At 44.5% G+C, this 17,230-nt stretch carries 13 protein-coding genes and 1 pseudogene; 4 read left to right on the top strand and 10 right to left on the bottom strand.

Annotated elements, in window-relative coordinates; translation table 11 throughout:
* The 5 genes and pseudogenes from ACK5MF_RS09780 to bioB all read right to left on the bottom strand — a co-directional run.
* A pseudogene (locus ACK5MF_RS09780) lies at positions 1-170 on the bottom strand (IS110 family transposase); the annotation flags it as partial.
* Positions 171-477: 307 nt separating this feature from the next.
* Positions 478-1,170 (bottom strand): dethiobiotin synthase, encoded by a 693-nt coding sequence (gene bioD, locus ACK5MF_RS09775; protein ID WP_416921694.1) that lies wholly within the window; start codon positions 1,168-1,170, stop codon positions 478-480.
* The gene (bioC, locus tag ACK5MF_RS09770; protein ID WP_416921692.1) at positions 1,167-1,970 is read right to left on the bottom strand and encodes a malonyl-ACP O-methyltransferase BioC; all 804 of its coding nucleotides are present in this window, start codon (positions 1,968-1,970) and stop codon (positions 1,167-1,169) included. The genes bioD and bioC overlap by 4 nt, the downstream gene beginning before the upstream one ends.
* Positions 1,967-3,121 (bottom strand): 8-amino-7-oxononanoate synthase, encoded by a 1,155-nt coding sequence (gene bioF, locus ACK5MF_RS09765; protein WP_416921690.1) that lies wholly within the window; start codon positions 3,119-3,121, stop codon positions 1,967-1,969. Before bioF ends, bioC begins: the two co-directional genes overlap by 4 nt.
* Entirely contained in the window at positions 3,105-4,157 is a 1,053-nt protein-coding gene (bioB, locus tag ACK5MF_RS09760) for a biotin synthase BioB (RefSeq protein ID WP_416921688.1), read from the bottom strand. Before bioB ends, bioF begins: the two co-directional genes overlap by 17 nt.
* 214 nt (positions 4,158-4,371) lie before the next feature.
* Here bioB and bioA point away from each other — a divergent pair, with 214 nt between their 5' ends.
* The 3 genes from bioA to ACK5MF_RS09745 all read left to right on the top strand — a co-directional run bounded on the left by bioA (position 4,372) and on the right by ACK5MF_RS09745 (position 10,323).
* Positions 4,372-5,661, top strand: coding sequence for an adenosylmethionine--8-amino-7-oxononanoate transaminase (bioA, locus tag ACK5MF_RS09755; RefSeq protein WP_416921686.1), 1,290 nt, complete (start codon positions 4,372-4,374; stop codon positions 5,659-5,661).
* 370 nt (positions 5,662-6,031) lie between these two features.
* A complete protein-coding gene (locus ACK5MF_RS09750; RefSeq protein ID WP_416921684.1) occupies positions 6,032-7,180 on the top strand; it encodes an efflux RND transporter periplasmic adaptor subunit in 1,149 nt (382 codons plus the stop codon).
* An 8-nt stretch (positions 7,181-7,188) separates the two neighbouring features.
* Positions 7,189-10,323, top strand: a complete 3,135-nt coding sequence (locus tag ACK5MF_RS09745) for an efflux RND transporter permease subunit (RefSeq protein ID WP_416921682.1) — start codon at positions 7,189-7,191, stop codon at positions 10,321-10,323.
* A gap of 83 nt (positions 10,324-10,406) precedes the next feature.
* Here the strand turns inward: ACK5MF_RS09745 and serS are convergent, their stop codons facing one another.
* From serS to ACK5MF_RS09725, 4 genes are all read right to left on the bottom strand, one after another.
* The gene (gene serS / locus ACK5MF_RS09740; RefSeq protein WP_416921680.1) at positions 10,407-11,714 is read right to left on the bottom strand and encodes a serine--tRNA ligase; all 1,308 of its coding nucleotides are present in this window, start codon (positions 11,712-11,714) and stop codon (positions 10,407-10,409) included.
* Between the two features lie 102 nt (positions 11,715-11,816).
* On the bottom strand, positions 11,817-13,166 hold the full coding sequence (locus tag ACK5MF_RS09735; RefSeq protein WP_416921678.1) for a replication-associated recombination protein A: 1,350 nt from the start codon (positions 13,164-13,166) through the stop codon (positions 11,817-11,819).
* 24 nt (positions 13,167-13,190) lie between these two features.
* Positions 13,191-13,787: an outer membrane lipoprotein chaperone LolA gene (gene lolA / locus ACK5MF_RS09730; RefSeq protein ID WP_416921677.1), complete on the bottom strand. Its 597-nt coding sequence runs from the start codon at positions 13,785-13,787 to the stop codon at positions 13,191-13,193.
* Positions 13,788-13,883: 96 nt separating this feature from the next.
* Complete coding sequence (locus tag ACK5MF_RS09725; protein ID WP_416921675.1) at positions 13,884-14,504, bottom strand: SEC-C metal-binding domain-containing protein; 621 nt, start codon at positions 14,502-14,504, stop codon at positions 13,884-13,886.
* Between the two features lie 240 nt (positions 14,505-14,744).
* Here ACK5MF_RS09725 and dusC point away from each other — a divergent pair, with 240 nt between their 5' ends.
* The gene (gene dusC / locus ACK5MF_RS09720) at positions 14,745-15,695 is read left to right on the top strand and encodes a tRNA dihydrouridine(16) synthase DusC (protein WP_416921673.1); all 951 of its coding nucleotides are present in this window, start codon (positions 14,745-14,747) and stop codon (positions 15,693-15,695) included.
* A gap of 54 nt (positions 15,696-15,749) precedes the next feature.
* Here dusC and ACK5MF_RS09715 read toward each other — a convergent pair whose 3' ends face one another.
* Positions 15,750-17,213: a diguanylate cyclase gene (locus tag ACK5MF_RS09715; protein WP_416921671.1), complete on the bottom strand. Its 1,464-nt coding sequence runs from the start codon at positions 17,211-17,213 to the stop codon at positions 15,750-15,752.
* Between the last annotated feature and the right edge of the window lie 17 nt (positions 17,214-17,230).

Below are 17,230 nucleotides of genomic sequence, written 5' to 3'. Positions count from 1 at the left end.
GTATGTCCGAGTTGACTAAAAACTCGGCACCAATAATGACATGCACCACAAGCTTCGATGGCGATGGTACAAGCCTCTTTATTGGAAAAGTAGTTAACTAATTGATTTCTAGTTAGCTTGGCTTTTTTTAGTATGCGACCAGACGAATTTTTCTCTACAACATGAAAAATACATTAGTCTGTATCTAAACAGACTGTTACGCTTGTCATAGGATCCTCACTTAATGTTATTGGTTGTCTTATCATCAATAAATATGGCTCATTTGAAGCCGATTAGGTAGAGAGGGTCCATTCCATTATTCTAGCTAAAAATATGATCAGATTGAGCATCAGTGGCACAGCGAATGAGAGTCGAACACAAACACGGCCTTATTTTTTATAAGAGCGACCTTCCATGGGGCTCCGCCGAGCCATCCATTGCTCGGAGGGTTTGCTTATCGACACCCATTCACTGATCAGAAATTTTTCTAGAACGGTATTAAGCAAGTTCCTTTTCCATCAAAGGCTCAAGGTTAATGTATTTTCCGAGTTCGCTACGTTTCGCGCTTGGCACATAAGGGATCTCACCCAATTTAGGCGCACTAATCCGAGACTCCAATACCTTTATGATTTCAGCGTAATGTTCAGTACCAGGGTTAATGCGGTTCGCCACCCAACCGACAATGTTTAAACCATCAGCTTCAATGCTCTCTGCGGTCAGAATGGCATGGCTGAGACAACCAAGTTTTACACCGACAACCAGAACTACTGGTAATTTCTCTTTCTTAACCCATGACGATAAACAATCTGTATCGGATACTGGCACTCGCCAACCTCCCGAACCTTCAACCAAAACGGTATCAGCCTTGGTTTTCAGATATTCCAGTTTGTCACTCAACACCTTGTAGTCGATAGTCAAATTTTCATATTTTGCTGCAATGTGTGGAGATGCAGGCAGTTCTAGCGCGTATGGATTGACATCTTCATACGGCATTTCTTGTGTTGCCACTTGCATAAGATGTAGCGCATCTGAGTTGCGAAAGCCTTGTTCTGTTCTCTCACATCCCGCTGCTACTGGCTTATAACCAATGGTTGTAAAGCCTTTACTGGCGATCGCTTGTAATATCGCCTTTGAAGCCACTGTTTTACCAACATCGGTGTCCGTACCCGCAATAAATAATGCATTTATCATCGATAAATTACCCCTAAACAAACCTGATATGTTGCAGGTAAAGAACCTTGCTGACTTCGAAATTGCTCATAGGCCTGTTCAACTCGAACTAACGCCTGTTTCCCCGTCAACCCCCGAGTTCTTGAATGAATATGGTTCGCTCCAATGCCCTTTAAATCGCGCATTAATGCTAAAGCGGTGTCATACCATACAATCACTTCAGTCGAGTTTAAGTGATGCATTGAAGGATCGGCTTGCGCTAACGCAATTTTTACCTGATTGATTGAAATGAAGTCATTAACATGTTGATGAGAATCAATTTTCCTCCATGATCGCTTAAGTTCAATCAACGAGCCATCGAGTAAAGTAGAAAAATAGCCACGCCCTAACGGTGCAAGCACCCGGCGTATTTCCCTGAGCGGAACGGATAGATCATCACACCACTGCAAAGCCAGGCTAGAAAAAACGATATCGAAGTCTCCATCGTTAAATGGCAGAGACTCTGCATCGGCAAGTACATAAGTCGTAGCATCATCGCCGCAACGCAGTTGAGCTTGTTCCAACATCGCCGGTGAGAGATCTGCGCAAACCACGGTTGCGCCTAACCGCTTTAATTGGTACGAGAAATACCCTGTCCCACAACCTAAATCGAGAACGCGGAGCCCAGTTAAGTCCTGTGGTAACTTCTGCAATAAACGATGACCGACATCACGCTGAAATGCAGCATGTTTGTCATAGCTGATCGCCGCCTTGCTAAACGTTTGTGATATAGCGTTTTTATCTTTGCTTGCAAAATCAGTTTTATAAGCTAGCTCGCTCATTTCGCCGACTCCATGGTTTTTCGCAACACACTAGATAACTTAGCAACAGCTTGAATACTATGATTAGCCGTTAGCGTAATACGTAACCTTGCTTTGCCCTCTGCAACGGTAGGTGGACGAATAGCTGTCATCCAAAAACCTTCGTTTTTTAATTGACGAGCAACAGTCAGCACTTTCTGAGCAGTACCTAACATAAAAGGCTTAATTGGCGTGGTGGTTTTCACATAGCCCTCTACAGACTGAAGCTGTTGGTCATACACCATGGAAAGCTCACTCAGTTTTTCTCGTCGCCACTGTTGCGTTTGTATCATGCCAATCGCATAAGTGATCGCATATGCCTGAGAAGGAGGAATCGCAGTTGAATAGACGTGATGACGCGCAAACTGCGTGAGGTAATTGCCCAATTCAGCACTACATAAAATAGCCGCGCCAGACAGCCCGAAAGCCTTACCAAAGGTCACTAGCAGAATTTCTGGTTTGATACCCGCTGAATCACAACTGCCGGCACCGTATTCACCAACAACACCCACGCCGTGAGCATCATCAACCATCAACCATGCATTTTTGCGAGTGATCTGATGGATATCGGAAAGCGGAGACAAATCGCCATCCATACTAAATATGCCTTCGGTCACCACAAGTGTATTTTCATCACCCGACAGTCGCTTAGAGAGATGTTGCACATCATTATGTCTGAAGCGCTTCATTGTTGCCTCAGACAACACTCCAGCTTCCATTAAAGATGCGTGATTGAGTTTATCTTGCAGTAACAGATCGCCTTTGCGCATCAATGTAAAAAGCACCGCTTGGTTGGCACTAAAACCTGAGCCGAACAGCACAGCCCTTTCAAATCCTAACCATTCACAAAGCGCACTCTGCAAACTGGCGTGTGCCGATGAAAATCCAGTCACCAACGGGGATGCACCACTACCTGCACCGTAAATATCCAAGCCTTTTTGCCATGCTGCCACCAACTCTTTATCCGAGGCTAACCCCAGATAATCGTTGCTGGAAAAGTTAACAAACTGGGCGTCACCACAGCGAGTCGCAACCTGATTGCCCGCATCCAACACTTGAAGTGAACGAGTTAATCCCAACGTTTCTCTTTCCAACAATGCCCTTTGAACGCGGGATTTAAATTGTAGCTTCATAGAATAAATCGTCTGCCGTTGGGCGTGACGCTACACGTTCGACTACACGATCCAACAGTTCATTTTCTGCGATCTCATCAGGCTTCTGAACCACTTGCTGGCTATTAATGCCTAGCTTTTTAAATAGCAGCATATCGCTGTCTTCGGCGGGATTGGGCGTCGTTAATAACTTGCAGCCATAGAAAATCGAGTTTGCACCCGCCATAAAACACAGCGCCTGCATCTGTTCATTCATTTTTTCCCGACCAGCAGACAGACGTACCGCCGATTTCGGCATCATAATGCGAGCCACGGCAATGAGGCGGACAAAATCGAAAGGTTCTACATCTTGCACATTTTCAAGCGGTGTGCCTTTTACTTTCACTAACATGTTAATTGGCACACTTTCTGGCTGAACCGATAAATTAGCCAGTTCAACCAACAAACCAGCCCTGTCGTTAGTGCTCTCCCCCATACCTATGATGCCGCCAGAGCAGATCTTCATTCCCGCATCACGAACATGTGAAAGGGTATCTAAGCGGTCTTGATAGGTTCGGGTAGTAATGATGTTTGCGTAGTATTCTGGCGAGGTATCAAGGTTATGGTTGTAGTAATCAAGCCCGGCTTTAGCCAGTTCATTAGCCTGCTCCGCATTCAGCATGCCGAGTGTCATACAGGTTTCCAATCCCATACTTTTAACGCCAGAAATCATCTCTTTTAGATACGGCATATCTCTGCTGTTTGGATTTTTCCAAGCCGCACCCATACAAAATCGCGTCGAGCCTGAACTTTTCGCCTTACGTGCAGCATCAAGCACACGCTCAACTTCCATTAAGCGCTCTTTCTCTACGTCGGTACGATAATGCGCACTTTGAGGACAATATTTGCAATCTTCCGGACATGCCCCTGTTTTGATGGAAAGCAGAGTACTGACTTGAACATGGTTATGAGAGTGATAATGACGATGAACCAACTGAGCTTCAAACAACAGATCCATGAATGGTTTTTCAAGCAGTGCCTTTACTTCAGAGACAGTCCAGTTATGACGAACTTCCACATGTAATCCTTATCAAAATTATTGTTGTTTGCCTGACTGCGCGTGGCACCTGTTGACTTAGCGGGTATCCACTTAACTGTTCGAACAAAAAACGAACGTATCTAGGCATTTATGCTTGGTTAGTCTAACGACACACGATAAACTGTCAACAATATAAATATTATTATGTTTACATTAGAATAATTTTTAACCATTTCAATTTCGGGTTTATAACATGGATTTAGCCTTTGATCGCCAGCACATATGGCATCCCTATACGTCAACTCTCACACCTCTGACCTGCTATCCCGTAAATCATGCAGAAGGCGTTTACCTGTATTTGGAAGATGAAACAGTACTGGTAGATGGTATGTCTTCGTGGTGGTCGGCAATTCATGGCTACAATCATCCAAAGCTTAATCAAGCAGCCCATGACCAAATCAGTAAGATGTCACACGTGATGTTCGGCGGCCTGACTCATCAACCGGCAATTGAGTTATGTAAAAAGCTGCTTGCCATAGCGCCCAACAATTTGCGGCAAGTTTTTCTGGCTGATTCTGGTTCTGTCGCGGTCGAAATAAGCCTGAAAATGGCGTTGCAGTATTGGCACGCCAAAGGCGAAAGCCGCGCAAAATTTCTTACGCTGCGCCATGGTTACCATGGTGATACCTTTGCCGCGATGTCGGTAACGGATCCTGATAATTCGATGCACAACCTCTACAAAGGTTTTCTGCCACAACACATCTTTGCTCAGTCACCTCAAGGGGGGTTCTGGCAGCCTTGGGATGAGTCCGATATAGACTATTTTCAGCAGAAAATAGTCCAGCATCACTCACAGCTAGCCGCTGTGATATTAGAGCCCATCGTGCAAGGTGCAGGGGGTATGCGTATCTATCACCCCGAATTTCTACGCCGTGTTAGGCAGCTTTGTGACGAGTACGATTTGCTATTAATACTGGATGAAATCGCGACCGGCTTTGGTCGTACCGGGAAACTGTTTGCATGTGAGCATGCACAAATCCAACCGGACATTTTATGCGTCGGTAAAGCACTAACCGGTGGTTATATGACACTGTCTGCAACCCTAACAACCAAGAAAGTCGCCGATACAGTTTGTGGTGGTGAAGCGGGTTGCTTTATGCACGGACCAACCTTTATGGGCAACCCCTTAGCCTGCGCGGTAGCCTCTACCAACCTAGACATCATCGCTAACGGGAAATGGCAACAACAGGTGAAACAGATCGAAACTTTCTTTGCTGAAGAACTTATGCAGTTCAAAAACTATAAGGAAGTGAAACAGGTGCGATATTTAGGTGCTATTGGCGTAATAGAGACTCATCACCCAGTCAATATGGAAATTATTCAAGCACTGTTTGTCAAAATGGGCGTATGGATACGACCTTTTGGACGCCTGATTTACATCATGCCGCCTTACATAAGCCAGTCAGAACATCTTCATAAACTACTGGATGCCATCAAGACTGCGTTGCTGAACCCGAGCTGTTTTGAGCATGATCTGTTTTGAGCTCGTACCATTCTGAAAACATGTCCATTCGCTGCGCCACCGAAGCTAAGTCTGAGCATATTTTTATCTGAAATCGGGGGTATCAATCAGATTTAAACTTTCCTAATAGGCAAGTACGGTTTTCCCGACGAATTTGCAGTAGTGAATATCACTGAGCATTTCTGTCTAGACTTTTTCTTTATTATTACCCATAGCGAAATGTAACGTTTTGTTACCGACATAATTCGCAACACAATAAAATTACAATAAAGCATCCGCCTAACGCTCCGTTAGGCGGAAGTTAATCACGTTGTCTATTCAAAAGAGGCTCATCCAATGACAGTACATTGCTGCGTTCAAAGATTAACCATAAAACCTACAGGTTCTAATAATGAGATTCGACAACAAATATGCCCTAATTTCCACAGCGATAGCTTCCCTACTGCTTTCTGGCTGTGAGGATGTCACTCAAAAAAAGCAAGCCGCCACGCCTATCGTCGAAACGGTGACAATGCAGGCTTCAGAAATTACGCCTTACCATACGTTTATTGGTAGAACGGTCGCTGAAAATGACATCGATATAATGCCAAGAGTCAAAGGTGAACTCACTGAAATTCACTTTAAAGATGGTGATATGGTGAAGAAAAATCAGGTATTGTTCCAAATTGACCCTCGTCCCTACAAGGCTGCACTGGCATACGCAAAAGCATCATTACAAAAAGCGCAGGCTGAGCTTTCTCTTGCTAATCGAGACGCAGACAGAGCCAAAACACTGATCAAAGACAAAAGCATCAGCGAACAGCAATACGATGATGCTATCGCTAAACAAGCAACAGCTGTGGCTTCAGTCAAGGGCGCAGAAGCCTCTTTGCTTTCAGCACAGCTCGACCTTGAATTTTCAACTATTCGAGCACCATTTTCAGGACGAGTTGGATTTAGCAACTATCGTGTAGGCGACCGCATCACAACATTGCAGTTAAAACCGTTAGTTTCCCTGACACAAATTGATCCCATCCACTTTCGATTCAATATTGATGAAAAACTTTATCGACGTATACGCAACGTTGTCGACACAGTAAGAGCCGATAACGGCAAACTCGATGTGGACTTAAACCTGAATTTGTCTGACGGCAGTGAATACCCCTCCGGTGGCAAAATTTACGCGGTAGGCAACAAAATCAATCTTGAGACCGGTTCAATTCAAGCGGAAGCTACCTTTGCAAATGCTAAATACTCACTGATGCCAGGCGAGTACGGCAACTTAACCATTAGTTTAAGAGGCAAAACCATCGAAGGGCTACTCGTCCCATCGGCATCAGTACAGCAAGATCAGGCCGGTGACTATGTAATGGTTGTCGACAATCAAAACGTCGTCGCTCGTCGCGAGATCGAACTGGGGCAAACATATGGCACAAATAAAGCCGTCACTTCTGGACTAGCTGAGAACGAAAAAGTGATTGTGAAAGGATTACAAAAAATTCGAGTCGGTATGAAAGTACAAGCCAACGATATTACTCAATCAGCGAATAAGGCAAGCTAGGCATTATTATGTTAAGTAAATTTTTTATCTATCGACCTAAATTTGCACTGGTTATTTCGCTAGCCATGACACTGATGGGGCTTATCGCTCTAAAAGTATTACCCGTTTCAGAATACCCGCAAATCTCACCTACAGTGATTACCGTCAGCACCATGTATCCCGGAGCAAATGCTGATGTGGTGAAAAAAACCGTTGCTCAACCGATCGAAGCAAAAGTCAATGGTGTTGAAGACATGATCTATATGTCTTCAGTCATTGGTAACGATGGTACCTATACCTTACGAGTCTATTTTCGAGTCGGCTCAGATGGCGATATGGCACAAGTTCGTGTTAACAACCTTGTTTCTCAAGCCTCTTCTTCTTTACCACAAGAAGTCAACCAAATCGGCGTGACTGTTCGCAAGAAGTCTTCCGATATGCTAGGCGTGATTACGTTACGCTCACCAAAGCAAACCCACGACAGTATTTACCTTTCTAACTACGCCGATCTCAATATCGTTGAACGCTTAAAACGTATTGAAGGCATGAGTGATATTACCCTGCTAGGTAAAAAAGACTATTCGATGCGTGTTTGGTTACAACCGAATAAACTCGCCTCGCTGAAGCTCTCGGCATCCGATGTTATTGGTGCGATCAAAACGCAGAATGTACAAGTCGCTGCAGGTAAAATTGGTGGTATGCCAGCACCTAATGGGCAGCAGCATCAATATGTTTTACAAGTAAAAGGACGACTACAAACAGCGGAAGAATTTGAAAACATCATAGTTAAAGCCAACTCGAATGGTTCTTTAATCCGTCTAAAAGATGTGGCACGTATTGAAGTCGGCGCTCAAGGCTATGAAGCCGATGGACGAATGAATAACGAGCCAGCGGCGGTTCTTGCGCTCTATCAGTTACCGACAGCAAACGCATTGGCGGTAATGGATCGCATTAAAGAGGCGATGAAACAATATGAACGCTCATTCCCAGACGATCTGGTTTATGACATCGCATACGACTCAACCGAGTACGTTGAAACATCAATTGATGAGGTTTATGAAACGCTAGTTATTGCCGTATTACTGGTAACACTGGTGGTGTACGTGTTCCTGCAAAACTGGCGCGCGACCATTATTCCTACACTTGCGATTCCAGTATCCATTATTGCGACCTTCGCCGTAATGGGTGTGATAGGTATGACAATCAATACCATTTCACTGTTTGGTCTGATCCTCGCCATCGGTATCGTGGTGGATGATGCAATCATAGTGGTAGAAAACGTGGAGCGGGTCATTCATGAACAGCATCTAGACCCGATTCCCGCTACTATCCAAGCGATGAAAGAGGTCACAGGGCCTGTACTGGCTACTACCTTAATTCTTCTTGCTGTATTTGTTCCCGTTGCTTTGCTACCCGGTATCTCAGGCAAAATGTTTAATCAGTTTGCCGTGACCATCTGTGTTTCAGTACTCATCTCAGCAGTGAATGCTCTAACCCTGACACCTGCGCTATGTGCTTTGATGTTGAGATCTGAACATTCAACGCCGATCGCTCCTCTGCGCGCATTTAACCGTGGATTTGAAGCGATTACTTCCAAATACCGGGGGCTTGTGGGCTTTCTTGGTCAACGTCTGCTTCTGAGCATAGCGATTTATGGCGCTTTAATTGCCACACTAGTATTCAGCTTTATGCAAATACCCTCTGCTTTTGTTCCAAATGAAGACAAAGGCGTATTTATGGTGGAAATGCGCTTACCTGATGCAGCCGCATTGCAACGTACAGCACCATTAATGGAAAAATACGTCCATGAATTGCAACAAATTGATGGCGTGGAGAATGTCGTTTCAGTGGCTGGTTTCTCAGTGATTAACATGGCGGCGATTCCCAACTCTGGTATGTTAATCATTAAACTGGATAACTGGAGTAAACGTAAAGACCCAGCTCTGCATCAACGAGCACTGATGCAAAAAGTAAGTCAAATGCTCAATTCCAACCCAGATGCAGCTTCATTTGTCTTCGCCACACCTGCAATTAAAGGCATGGGGGCGGTTGATGGTTTTAGTTTGATTTTGCAGGACAATTTGGGACGTTCTCCGCAAGAACTAGCAAACACCACCGCTGATTTCGTCGCGAAGATAAACCAGCTTCCTGAAGTCGCTAGTGCATTTTCAATCTTCCGCGCTAATATCCCTCAGCGTTTTATTGATATTGACCGAGACAAAGCTATCTCATTAGGCGTACCACTGAATGAAATATTCTCCACCTTACAGTCACAATTGGGTGGTGCTTATATTTCCGATTTCAACAAATTTGGTCGCTCATATCAGGTAAAAGTGCAAGCTGAACAGCAATATCGCGACAATATCGATGATATCAGTCACCTCTACGTTCGCAGCGCAACAGGAAATATGGTGCCGTTGGGTACGCTGATTAAAATCAAACCTATATTTGGTCCAGATACGCTTTCAAACTACAACATGTTCAGTGCAGCCACTGTCAATGGTGCACCTGCCGCAGGCTTCAGTTCCGGCGATGTGGTAAAAGCGATTGAAAAGCTAGCGGCTGAAGAGCTACCAAGCGGTTATTCTTACGAATGGTCAGGTATGACTTATCAAGAGCTGAAGGCCGGTAACATGGCACCGATTGCTTTTGCTCTGTCATTGATATTCACCTACCTGTTCCTGGTTGCTCAATATGAGAGCTGGACCATCCCAACGGCAGTAATGATGGCGGTACCGGTTGCAGTACTCGGCGCCGTTGCTACGCTGATTATGGCAGGTCAAGCTTTCGACCTGTATGTGCAGATAGGTGTGGTCATACTGATAGGCATGTCCGCCAAAGTTGCCATTTTGATCGTTGAATTCGCCAAGGTTCTGCGAGAAAACAAGGGGCTTTCAATCCTTGAAGCAGCAAAAGAAGCGGCTCGAATCCGTTTCCGAGCCGTACAGATGACAGCCTTTGCTTTCATTTGGGGTGTATTCCCGTTGGTTATTGCTTCTGGTGCTGGCGCGGCATCACGTCACTCACTCGGTTTCGCTGTGTTTGGCGGTATGATCTTATCAACCTTTGTTGGCACACTACTGACACCGGTATTCTTCGTGATGATGCAGACATTGCGTGAGAAATTTAAAAGTAAACCGGTTCATATTACCAATGATGAGTAATCACCACTAACACAAGCTTTATGATCAAAAAACGGATTCTTAATGAATCCGTTTTTTTTACTCATTTATCTCATCAGGATGAGTTAGCCGATATGAGTGGCACCTGCCATGTATTTTTGCAACACGGTTGGTACTTCAATACGTCCATCAGCAAGTTGATAGTTTTCTAAAATTGCCACCATGGTACGACCAACAGCCAGACCCGAACCGTTTAATGTATGTACTAGTTCAGGTTTCTTCTCGCCTTTACGACGGAAACGTGCTTGCATACGGCGCGCCTGGAAATCCCACATATTTGAACATGAAGAGATCTCGCGGTAAGTCTGTTGTGCTGGAACCCAAACTTCTAAATCGTAAGTTTTACGAGAACCGAAGCCCATATCGCCGGCACATAGCACCACTTTACGGTATGGAAGTTCCAGAAGTTGAAGTACTTTTTCCGCGTGGGCTGTTAGCTCTTCTAGTGCCGCCATCGAATCTTCAGGTCGAGTGATTTGCACCAACTCTACTTTGTCGAACTGATGCATACGAATCAGACCACGAGTATCACGACCGTATGAACCTGCTTCTGAACGGAAACAAGGTGTATGAGCCGTCATCTTCAATGGAAGATCGGTTTCATCCGTAATAGTGTCACGAACCAGGTTGGTAACAGGAACCTCAGCGGTTGGAATTAAAGAAAACTTACGCGGTTCTTCGTCATTCACTTTTTCTGTTAGTGGTTCTGTATGGAACAGATCTTTACCAAACTTAGGAAGCTGACCAGTACCGAACAAACTTTCAGCATTGACGAGGTAAGGAACATACATCTCTGTATAGCCGTGCTCTTCAGTGTGAAGATCCAACATAAACTGAGCAATCGCACGATGTAAACGAGCAAATTGACCTTTCATCACTATAAAGCGCGCACCGGTAATTTTTGTTGCACTGGCAAAATCCAGACCACCGCCCATTTCACCAAGATCGACGTGGTCTTTCAGTTCGAAATCATAAGTTTTTGGTTCACCCCAACGTGCAACTTCTACGTTGTCGTTTTCGTCTTTACCATCTGGCACAGAATCATCTGGCACATTCGGTACTGTTTGAGTGATGGTTTCGAGCTGAGCTTGCACAGCATCCAACTCAGCTTTTTTAGCGTCCAAGTCGTCACCCAAAGAACCAATTTGTTTTTTAATCTCTTCGGCGCCGTCTTTGTCGCCTTGAGCCATTAATTGACCGATTTGCTTAGAGATCGAGTTACGCGAGGATTGTAAATTTTCAACTTCGACTTGAATGGACTTACGTTGTTCTTCAAGTGTACGAATAGTATCGACGTCGAGTTTAAAACCGCGACGTGCCAGTTTTGCAGCTGTTTCATCCAGCTCTGTACGAAGTAATTTAGAATCCAGCATTGTTAATCCTATGCTTTTGAGTATCGAAAAGACCTATGTGTTTGCTTTTTAAGCAGGACATAGGTATTGAATTTTTAACTTGTCAAAGATAACGAAAAGACACTATTTTTCATAGCGCTTTTGTGGGCTTTTTGCGTCTAAATCCGCCAGATAATCTAACTTTTCGCCAATCTTAGTCTCTAAGCCGCGATTTGTTGGCTGATAATAGCGCGTTCCTGTCATTTCAGGAGGTAGATAACGTTCGCCAGCGGCGTATGCTCCCGGCTCATTGTGCGCGTAACGGTATTCTGCACCGTAGCCTAAATCTTTCATCAAGCTGGTTGGTGCATTTCGCAAATGATACGGCACTTCATATTCAGGAAGATTATGAGCATCTGATAATGCCTGTTTCCACGCTGAATACACCGCATTGCTTTTGGGAGCACAAGCCAGATAGACGATCGCTTGCGCTATCGCTCTCTCGCCTTCCGCCGGTCCCACCCGGGTAAAACAATCCCACGCAGATAAAGCAACTTGCATCGCACGAGGATCAGCATTACCTATGTCTTCAGAAGCAATCGCCAATAAACGTCGAGCGATATATAACGGGTCACAGCCCGCTGAAATCATACGCGCAGCCCAATACAAAGCACCATCAGGGTTTGAGCCACGGATGGATTTGTGAACGGCTGAAATTAGGTCGTACCAAATATCGCCCTTATTATCAAAACGAGAGACCTTCTCTCCTGCCACTTCAGCCAGAAGACTTAAAGTAATGAGCTTATTCCCGTCACTATCTTCTTCCGCCATATCATAAAGCAGTTCAAGGTAGTTGAGCGACATTCGCGCATCGCCATTCACCAGCTCAGATAAACACTCTAAAACGTTATCTTTGAAGACCGCTTTGGTTTTGCCTAAGCCTTTTTCACCATCGTTCACCGCTTGTTCCAGTGCCTGAAGAATCTCCTCTTTACTTAAAGAGGTGAGCTTATAAACACGCGCTCGCGATAGCAGAGCGTTGTTAAGTTCAAACGAAGGGTTCTCGGTAGTCGCACCAATAAAGGTTACTGTGCCGTCTTCAATATGTGGCAAAAATGCATCTTGCTGAGATTTGTTGAATCGGTGCACCTCGTCGACAAACAAGATGGTACGGCGGCCAGTCAGCTTATTCTCGCGAGCTTTTTCAATCGCTAGACGAATCTCTTTAACACCAGAGGTTACCGCCGATACTCGCTCCACTTCTGCATTGGCATAATTTGCGGCAACTTCAGCCAGTGTGGTTTTACCGGTACCCGGAGGTCCCCACAGAATCATAGAATGGATTTGTCCGGCTTCCAAAGCTTTACGCAAAGGCTTACCAACACCCAATATGTGTTGCTGACCGATATATTGCTCAACGGTTTGCGGACGCATACGTGCAGCAAGGGGACGAAAATCTTCGTCCCCTGAAAAATCTAAAGAGTAGTTACTCACTGTGCCAATTACCTAGATCCATCGTTAGTTGCGTTGGTCATCAACTTCTACGCCTTGAGGAACCTCAAATGTGAATCGATTCATTGCCGGCTTTTGCTGTTTTACGTCATTAAAACTAAACAGACTCTTCTGACCATCTTGTTCTAATACATTAAAACCTTTTACCACACCTTTATCATCAATCGTTATTTGAAATTGACCTTGATTCGATTCAACAGCTATTGGCGTCAGGGTGAAAACGTCGTTGTCTTGTTCAACTTTATAGGCATCCCAGTCGCTCGCGCGATTACGTGTCAGCAAAACAAATGGCGTTTGTTCCATCGCCTGCTCTTGGTTGTAGATTGTGACCTGTTCGATAAATGGGCTGTAGTACCAGAGAGACTTACCATCAGAAACCAACAAGTTTTCATCAGGTTCAAGAGTCTCCCAACGGAAAAGACTTGGGCGAGCGATATCAACTAACCCACTGCCGTCCATCACGATTTCACCGTCTGGGCTAATGACTTGCTGTTGAAACTTTGCACTAAAGCCTTCTGTCAGAGCAAGACGCTCGCTTAAATTCTCTTTGGGTGTAGCCAATACAGAAAAACTACACATTAAAAGAACAAACCATTTCTTCATTGCTTTCGGCTCCTAGCCAATGGGTGTAAGGAAGTTATATCTGAAATTATTCCTTGTTTTGTCAACCTTATGTGGAATAAATTATATTTTCTGGGCCTAGTTTCCGCAGCAATGCTTAAACTTTTTACCACTACCGCATGGGCAAATTTCGTTACGACCAATACCTTTATACGGGTTAACGTTTTGCGCTTTGAAGCCAATCATAGCTTCATCTGCGGCTAACGCCACTTCATGAATCATAAGATCGAGTTGTTTCACCATATTTTCAAGCATAGGTAGCTCGGTAAAACCCGCTTCTTTCATTTGCTGATGTGTCTGCTGTTCATCAATCGCCAGCATCAATGTAGTCAGCAGTGCTTGTAGCATTCGAATTGAACCATCAGAGGTTGCTACCTCCTGCCATAGCGGTTCAACCGTTGGCCACAACATCATAAAGCCTTCAGCAAAATCAGCTAACGCTTGATCAAAGCCAGCCTCTTGCTGCTCAAGCTTGGCGTGCAAAGCATACTCATTCCGTTTGAGCTGATGATATTGAGCGTTGATTTGCTCTGTAATCAAAGGCTTTAAGCTCTCAGCTTGATCGCCAAAGACCGAATTCCACCACGATTCAGGATCTAAAGGCTTAGTTGCGACGTTAGCCGCCAGAACGACACCTTCTATAAAAGCAGGGGATTCACTACATTGCACTGAACTCAAATTCACAAATTGATAAGTCATTTAAACTCTTTTAGCTTGGGATAATTTTGATTATTGCCGCATTATAACCTGAACTCGCCAATAAGTTCTTGTATGTCTCAGCCTAAGTTGCGATTCAATACAGTCGATACACGACAAAGCATAATTCTATCGCTTATTCGACATGTCATTTATAAAGGTATAACTCGGATTTCGTGACATTTCACCGCCATACCACTACAATCTCGCCTCCATTTTTGACGGTAGTAATAAGATCTAACGATGCGAGTTGTTTTAGGCCCAATGGAGGGTGTATTAGATAGTCTGATGCGTGAAATGCTCACTGAAATCAATGATTATGATTTTTGTGTGACTGAATTTGTGCGTGTAATAGACCAAGCGCTTCCCGATCATATGTTCTATCGTCTATGCCCTGAACTTAAACAGGGTTCTGCGACAAAATCCGGCATACCTGTAAAAGTTCAATTACTGGGACAAGAACCTGAATGGATGGCAGAAAACGCCGTTCGTGCCGCTAATCTCGGTGCATATGGCGTCGATCTGAATTTCGGTTGCCCTGCAAAAACCGTCAACAAAAGCAAAGGTGGTGCAGCCCTATTGCAACAGCCTGAGCTTATCTACCAAGTTGTAAAAGCCTGTCGAGAAGCGGTTCCTGCGCATATTCCTGTGTCTGCAAAGATTCGCCTTGGTTGGGAAAACCCCGATGACTGCTATGAAATTGTTGATGCGGTATCTCAAGCCAGAGCAGACGAATTAACGGTTCATGCCAGAACCAAAATGGGTGGTTACAAAGCGAGTGAAATCAAATGGGAATATATTGATAAAATCCGTCAGAAAACCTCAGTACCGCTAATTGCCAATGGTGAAGTATGGAGTTATCAAGACGGTCAGGACTGCATCAAGACCACGGGGGTCGATTCTCTAATGGTATGCCGTGGCGCTCTCAACATTCCTAACCTTGGTAACATGGTGAAGCACAACCATGATGCGATGTCTTGGCATGAAGTGGTGGAACTGCTGATAAAATACTCCGAATACGAAGTCAACGGCGATAAAGCAAAATACTATCCGAACCGAGTAAAACAGTGGTTTTCATACCTGCGTCAGGCTTACCCTGACGCAGCCGATTTATTCAGAGAGATTCGCGTAAAAAACGATGTGCAAGCGATGGTTGAACATCTAAAACACTATCGAGATTCTCTTTACGCATAACCGTTTCCCTTATATCCCCGCCCTGAGATCGGGCGAGGGTTTATGGCGTGACGGCTAAAACACTAGCTTATTTTTGCCCGTTGTTTTGGCTTCATAAAGCTTCTCATCTGCGATTTTGAATAACTTGTCGAAATCGCAGCCTGCAACACTTTCAATAATTTCAACCCCGCCAGATACCGTGAATCCACCCTCCACCACAGCAGAAGATTTCTCAGTAATGGCATCTTTAACTCGAAACATGATTTTTTTGAGCACGCTCAGGTCATCGCCCGTTAAATAAATCACAAATTCTTCACCACCAAAGCGCGCCACCGCATCAGTGTCACGAATGCTGTGCTCAATTTGCTCACCTAAATAACAGATCACATCATCCCCGACATCATGACCATAGGTATCGTTAATGGATTTGAAGTTGTCGATATCCAATATGGCAATAGACAAATAGCGTTTGTGAAATTTGTCACGCAAAAACTCTTCCATACCGCGTCGATTTAATACCCCCGTCATGGGGTCATGGTAGGCCAAATCTGCGTAATAGCTTTTTTCGACACGAGTACCGAGCAGAAGTACGCCAATCACGGTCACCAGATAGGAAAGAAACAGCACAATAAGGCTCATGCTCATCTCTCCAATAAACTGGCGGATCTCGCTATTCCATTCCCAATGATAATAGAGATAGTGATCCATCTTGGTATAACTGACATCTATCTTGTGAGGCAGATACGCTGAGCCATCGTCTGGCAGTGATTCCGTGCGCACCAGACGCAGTTTTCCGGCGACTGGAGACTGATCGCCAATCAATTTATCAATACTGACGTCTAAAACGACCACCCCTTTGAACTCTGTCTTCTCAAAGACTGGCATCGCTAGTGTCATATTGTTGCGCTGCATCAAAACTTCGCTAAAGGCGCTCGGGCCAATCACAGAGATCACATCTGGATTCTGCGAAGCCTCCTGCCAGAAGTTTCTTAGCTTAACGGTTGCCAATTGTTCTTTGTCGATGGCTTGAATCGATTCTTTAGGTGAGGAAATAATGAAACCATGATCATCTAAGTAATGCACACCAATCACATACTCATCGAGATCATGTAAAAATGAGATGATCGGTGCAAGTGTCACCTTGCGTAATGCCAACTCGGTGATTTCATTTTTGATATCACAATATTTTTCATCGCCAATCATCATATAACTGATATTGATCGGCGGCGATGAATGAGCGAGGTTTTGCGTCAGTATTAACGATTCTTTAGGGGATAATTGACAGACACCATTAACCACTTCGACATTAAAATCCGTCGCCGCCGTTAGCGTCGACTCATAATAACTACTAAAACCGTAATCCAGTGCCACAAGGATTTTGCCCGCTCTTTGCAGCATGCTGTTAACATTGCGGTATTCACTTCTGATCTGTTGATTTAAAACCATTAAATAGGAGTAAACCATCACCGAGAGAATAGCAAAGCCAAGCACCAATGGACCAAAGATGACGATTTTTTTATAATTTTTTCGCTTGTACATATTTCATCTTCATATCT

The sequence above is a fragment of the Vibrio sp. genome, from assembly GCF_047973365.1.
GTDB lineage: Bacteria > Pseudomonadota > Gammaproteobacteria > Enterobacterales > Vibrionaceae > Vibrio.
The sequence above is the reverse complement of the archived record's forward strand: the minus strand, read 5'-3'. Positions and strand labels throughout refer to the sequence as shown.

Excerpts from the sequence above, each read along its gene's own strand:
- bioA (WP_416921686.1), top strand. The coding sequence starts at position 4,372 with ATGGATTTAGCCTTTGATCGCCAGCACATATGGCATCCCTATACGTCA.
- lolA (WP_416921677.1), bottom strand. The coding sequence starts at position 13,787 with ATGAAGAAATGGTTTGTTCTTTTAATGTGTAGTTTTTCTGTATTGGCT.
- dusC (WP_416921673.1), top strand. The coding sequence starts at position 14,745 with ATGCGAGTTGTTTTAGGCCCAATGGAGGGTGTATTAGATAGTCTGATG.
- ACK5MF_RS09745 (WP_416921682.1), top strand. The coding sequence starts at position 7,189 with ATGTTAAGTAAATTTTTTATCTATCGACCTAAATTTGCACTGGTTATT.
- bioF (WP_416921690.1), bottom strand. The coding sequence starts at position 3,121 with ATGAAGCTACAATTTAAATCCCGCGTTCAAAGGGCATTGTTGGAAAGA.
- bioC (WP_416921692.1), bottom strand. The coding sequence starts at position 1,970 with ATGAGCGAGCTAGCTTATAAAACTGATTTTGCAAGCAAAGATAAAAAC.
- bioD (WP_416921694.1), bottom strand. The coding sequence starts at position 1,170 with ATGATAAATGCATTATTTATTGCGGGTACGGACACCGATGTTGGTAAA.
- ACK5MF_RS09725 (WP_416921675.1), bottom strand. The coding sequence starts at position 14,504 with ATGACTTATCAATTTGTGAATTTGAGTTCAGTGCAATGTAGTGAATCC.
- ACK5MF_RS09715 (WP_416921671.1), bottom strand. The coding sequence starts at position 17,213 with ATGTACAAGCGAAAAAATTATAAAAAAATCGTCATCTTTGGTCCATTG.
- serS (WP_416921680.1), bottom strand. The coding sequence starts at position 11,714 with ATGCTGGATTCTAAATTACTTCGTACAGAGCTGGATGAAACAGCTGCA.
- ACK5MF_RS09750 (WP_416921684.1), top strand. The coding sequence starts at position 6,032 with ATGAGATTCGACAACAAATATGCCCTAATTTCCACAGCGATAGCTTCC.